The sequence below is a fragment of the Faecalicoccus sp. genome (assembly GCF_036552745.1).
Lineage (GTDB): Bacteria > Bacillota_I > Bacilli_A > Erysipelotrichales > Erysipelotrichaceae > Faecalicoccus.
In genome coordinates this window covers 1-4337 of record NZ_JAXKBY010000206.1, presented here as the reverse complement: position 1 = coordinate 4337, position 4337 = coordinate 1, and the positions used below count along the sequence as shown (strand labels likewise).

Below are 4337 nucleotides of genomic sequence, written 5' to 3'. Positions count from 1 at the left end.
TGTTCTTATTTTATACGATGAATAAAAGCGATATTCATTCTTTTGATAAAGATCTACCCACATTTAGTACAGAAGAGCCTTATTTTTCAATCTTATCCTTCGATCAAATTTAAATCAATTTCAAACATTCTTCGCCACGGCATATTTATTGAGTCAATTTTAAAGTTATACAATGTACTGATTTTGAAATTCTCATATAATTTTTGACATCTTTTCAATATTTCTTCTTCCACCATAGATTGGCATCCTTTGAAATCATAGTAGGACAAACCATTTTTTGCCAACACTTCTTTTATGACTTCTTGTCTTACAATCGCTTGGTAAATTCCATCCTCAATATATCTATAAGTTAAATGTTTTACTAATTTTTTATGTTCTCTTAAATCCAATCCGTAAGCTGACATTGATAATACAGTTCCTAATGAATTACAATTTGTATTCCAACCAGCATATCCATATAGCTTATCTAATAAACTATGTGAATTTAATAGTTTTAATAAAGTTAAATCACTGCCATTTGAAAAAGCAGAATCGCATATGGACACTTTGTAACCCTTATCAATATATGTCTTAATGTTTAGAACAAAATCTAATACATTTCGATAACTAGTATATGACAAGTCTTGATATTCTTGATCAAAAGATTCTTGCATCACTTTACCACAAGTATTATATGCTAGAATGAGGTCCGCTTTTTCAGCATTTTCTACAATTTCTCCATTAATAATTCGTACATGATGCTTTAAGCTCTCTAAAATAGGTCTATCTTCGTATAAAGGAACAATAGTAGGACCTAATACTGCGGAGAAAAAGGGATAAACTTTTAAAGTCCTATTTAAGACTTCTTTATTCAAAATTCGGGCAAGTAATGAACTTCCCACTTCATCTGCCCCAGGATAAATAAATACTTTTTCCTCCAAATTATTCTTTTTAACATAATCAACCACTTTTTTCTGTGATATTGCCGTATAACCAAATTCACTTGAATCATCTTGTGGTATAACAAGGGTATCTACATATCCTTCTTTAACTAAGTCAACAGCAGCTAGATTAAAAGCAAGATTAAAGGTACGTCTTGATTCATAATCAAAAATAATATCATCAGGAATAGTAATATTGTTCAATTCCTTTTTTTCAATTTCATCAATTTTAAACCTTTCGGCCTTATCTCTATAATACGCCCGTTTAAATATCTGCTCTCCGTATTCTTCATAATAATCTGGCTCTTCTTCACTTGAATTATATTGAGGACATCTCATAATACATTGAAACGCAAATATCTTACATGATTTTGAAAGATTTTTAATTCTTTCTAATCTAGTATTTACCACTTCCTTAGAATAATAATGCATTCTTGATGGTAATAAACCTCCATATAACAGCATATCTAACGACAAAACTGCATATTCACAATACTGAATATTTTCTTCTACAAAATCCCAAAGTTCTTCCATCTTAGCAGGTTGCTTCTTTTGTGACAAAGTATTTTTATCTGGCACGAGTAATTGAATATCTTCCTTTGGAGATACGATCATTTGAGGAAATTTATAATTACAAGGCCTTTCATCTAAAGGAATATAAAGAATTTTCATACAATTAAATCTAAAGCCTGTTGTAAAGCTTTTTCCCCATCAATCATTCCATATACTCTCATGTCAATAACATCAACCGGCTTATCAGGAAACATTTCTTTAATATTTTGTAAAGCAAATTTCAATTGTGGTCCTATTAATACACAGTCTACATGCTCATCCACATGTCTTGCTTCACTACTCGATAAAGCCCAAATATGTACATCTAGCCCTTTATTCTTAGCAACTTGCTTCATTTTTTCAACAAGAATCGATGTTGACATACCGGCATTACAAACTAATAAAATATTTTTCATTTTCATAACCTTCTATATAACTTATAAAACTTCTCTGCTAAAAACTTTACCAGTTCTGCATTCATCAATTGATCTTCAGCATGAACCGCTAACATGGAGAACTCAATATTTTCTCCTTGTGCTTCCATTTTCACAAAATTCATATGCGCTTTATGTCCGGCTATCAGATACTCGTCTGCTTCTTCAAACATTGCATCGATGTTTTCAAAATCCTTTTTTTCACAACGATCAATAATTTCAATATAAAGCGATTTAGCTAAACCAACATTGGAAATAACTTGAAAAGCTATATTTTGAATTTCATTCATAACGACTCCTTTCCTTAATGTCAATTAATGCCTCTAAAATAGAATCACATTGCTTTGCGCTTCTACATATACCATCACCAACAAAATAAGCTTCTTTACTAACTGCAAACATTGAATAGTCATTTTCAGAGTCTCCAATCGCATAGATTTCACTGTTTGGGTATATCTTCGTTATGGCATTTCCTTTACTGACACCCTTACTTAATATCTCTAAAGAACTACTACTTGTTTTTACAGCATGTATATTTTTAAAAGTGTCATTTACAAACTTTTGTATCTTTTCAATTTCTTTCATTTTCCCAATTATCAAAAAAAGTATTATTGGTTGATATTCAATAATAAAATCATAATCCTTAATGATATGGCTTGAATCGTAATATTCTCTTGGGAAATCTGGATCCCTTTCTGAATTCCAATATCGGTTACTCACTGTATTTAATTCAATCCGAACATCATATTCTTGTAATCTTTTATATAGATTTTTTGCTTCATTTTTATCCAATAATCTTGCTTGAATTGAATTTTTTGTCTGAATAACCGCACCATTCTGCGATATCCGGCAATCTACATCCAACCCATATTTATTCACAATATAATAGATATCATGATCTAATCTTCCTGTACTTACTAAAAGTTTATAATTTTCCTTTTGAAAATCTTGTAATAATTGAATCGTTTTATTACCACCAATCACCTGATTGTTTTCGCCAATCAATGTTCCGTCTAAATCAAAGGTAATTACTCTATTGCTCATTTTGAATCTGTTTATCTGCAATCTTAACAAAAGGAATATAAATTAACACCGATACGACAAAAATAATAACAACAGTTATAGCAGCTCCAATACTTCCTCCAGATGAAAGGAAAGAATTTACAACAGGTGGTGTTACCCAAGGAACAAGCACATAAGTATAACCCATAAAACCTAATACAGTCGAAATTGTTCCAATTAGTAAACCACTTAAAGTTGATAAAATCATTGGGATAATCAAAATAGGATTCATAACCACTGGTAAACCAAACATTAAAGGTTCTGAAATATTAAAAATTGCTGGTGCAAAACCTAATTTTGCAATGGTTTTATAATCACTTCTTTTACTTACCAATAAAATTGCAATCAATAAAGCAAACATGTTCCCAGCTCCACCCATAAAAGCAACTGAATCTACAAAAGGCTTTGTAATGATTCCAGTCATTTGAGCACCAGACTGTAATGCTGCTGAATTGGCAGTTAGAGTGGCTAAATAAATAGGCTCTAGAATCGGTCCAAAAATGAAAGCCGAGTGAATTCCAAGTCCCCATAATAACATGTACAAAATATAAATAATTACTAATCCCACTGGAGAACTTACTATATTAGTAAAAGGTGTTTGTATAAATTTAAAAATTAAATCATTTAGTGGACTTCCAGCCAAGTCTGTAAAATAACGAACAATTCCAAAAATAATAATAGTAAGCATGACCGGAATTAGCTTATTAAAGGATCTTGCAATCGAAGGCGGGACTGAATCCGGCATTTTAATAATAATTTTATCAAAAGTAGACAGTTTTCTAATGATTTCGACAGTACATATAGCACTTATAAAAGCCATAAAAATAGCCGCTGCACCTGTATATTGAGTGTTGATAATTTCTATTCCTAAATCAGCATTAGTTGAAATCGGCATTAAAATAAATAATGTAACAACCGCAATAATAGGCGTTATAGTGGTGTCTTCTTTATAAGTTTCACATAAAGCTTTTGCCGTTGTAAAAGTTAAAAGAACAGACATTACAGACATTGTAGCCGGTACTATAGCATTCCCTAGCTCAGTTAATTCAAGTAATGGGAGATTAAATAATTTAGCTGTTAATCCATTTTCTCCAATGAAAACATTGTTAATCAAAATAAAAAATGAACCCACGATCATTAAAGGCATTATGGCGATAAAGCCATCTCTTATAGCCGATAAATATCTATTCATAGATAATTTATTCGCTAAAGGCAATAAAAATTTCTCAAGTTTTCCTATCATCTTTCCTTTTCCATCTTTCTTTAGTTTCTTAACAAATCATAAGTAATAAGTTATTCTGCAAATGTTTGTAGAATTAATACCAGAAAGAAGTGTTTACATTGTTATTTTGAATATTCAGTATAGTAT

5 protein-coding genes are annotated in these 4337 nt (G+C 30.7%); all 5 read right to left on the bottom strand.

Going from position 1 to position 4337, the window contains the following annotated elements; translation table 11 throughout:
- Positions 1 to 92: 92 nt before the first annotated feature.
- The 5 genes from U0M88_RS09665 to U0M88_RS09645 are packed head-to-tail and all read right to left on the bottom strand — an operon-like array spanning position 93 to position 4211.
- The gene (locus U0M88_RS09665) at positions 93 to 1592 is read right to left on the bottom strand and encodes a DUF4127 family protein (RefSeq protein WP_331869681.1); all 1500 of its coding nucleotides are present in this window, start codon (positions 1590 to 1592) and stop codon (positions 93 to 95) included.
- On the bottom strand, positions 1589 to 1888 hold the full coding sequence (locus tag U0M88_RS09660) for a PTS sugar transporter subunit IIB (RefSeq protein WP_331869680.1): 300 nt from the start codon (positions 1886 to 1888) through the stop codon (positions 1589 to 1591). Before U0M88_RS09660 ends, U0M88_RS09665 begins: the two co-directional genes overlap by 4 nt.
- 2 nt (positions 1889 to 1890) lie before the next feature.
- Positions 1891 to 2196: a PTS lactose/cellobiose transporter subunit IIA gene (locus tag U0M88_RS09655; RefSeq protein ID WP_331869679.1), complete on the bottom strand. Its 306-nt coding sequence runs from the start codon at positions 2194 to 2196 to the stop codon at positions 1891 to 1893.
- Positions 2189 to 2950, bottom strand: coding sequence for an HAD-IIB family hydrolase (locus U0M88_RS09650; protein ID WP_331869678.1), 762 nt, complete (start codon positions 2948 to 2950; stop codon positions 2189 to 2191). The genes U0M88_RS09655 and U0M88_RS09650 overlap by 8 nt, the downstream gene beginning before the upstream one ends.
- Positions 2940 to 4211, bottom strand: a complete 1272-nt coding sequence (locus tag U0M88_RS09645; protein WP_331869677.1) for a PTS sugar transporter subunit IIC — start codon at positions 4209 to 4211, stop codon at positions 2940 to 2942. Before U0M88_RS09645 ends, U0M88_RS09650 begins: the two co-directional genes overlap by 11 nt.
- Positions 4212 to 4337 lie beyond the last annotated feature (126 nt).

Coding starts and splice junctions, on each gene's coding strand:
- U0M88_RS09655 (WP_331869679.1), bottom strand. CDS start 2,196: ATGAATGAAATTCAAAATATAGCTTTTCAAGTTATTTCCAATGTTGGT.
- U0M88_RS09660 (WP_331869680.1), bottom strand. CDS start 1,888: ATGAAAAATATTTTATTAGTTTGTAATGCCGGTATGTCAACATCGATT.
- U0M88_RS09645 (WP_331869677.1), bottom strand. CDS start 4,211: ATGATAGGAAAACTTGAGAAATTTTTATTGCCTTTAGCGAATAAATTA.
- U0M88_RS09665 (WP_331869681.1), bottom strand. CDS start 1,592: ATGAAAATTCTTTATATTCCTTTAGATGAAAGGCCTTGTAATTATAAA.
- U0M88_RS09650 (WP_331869678.1), bottom strand. CDS start 2,950: ATGAGCAATAGAGTAATTACCTTTGATTTAGACGGAACATTGATTGGC.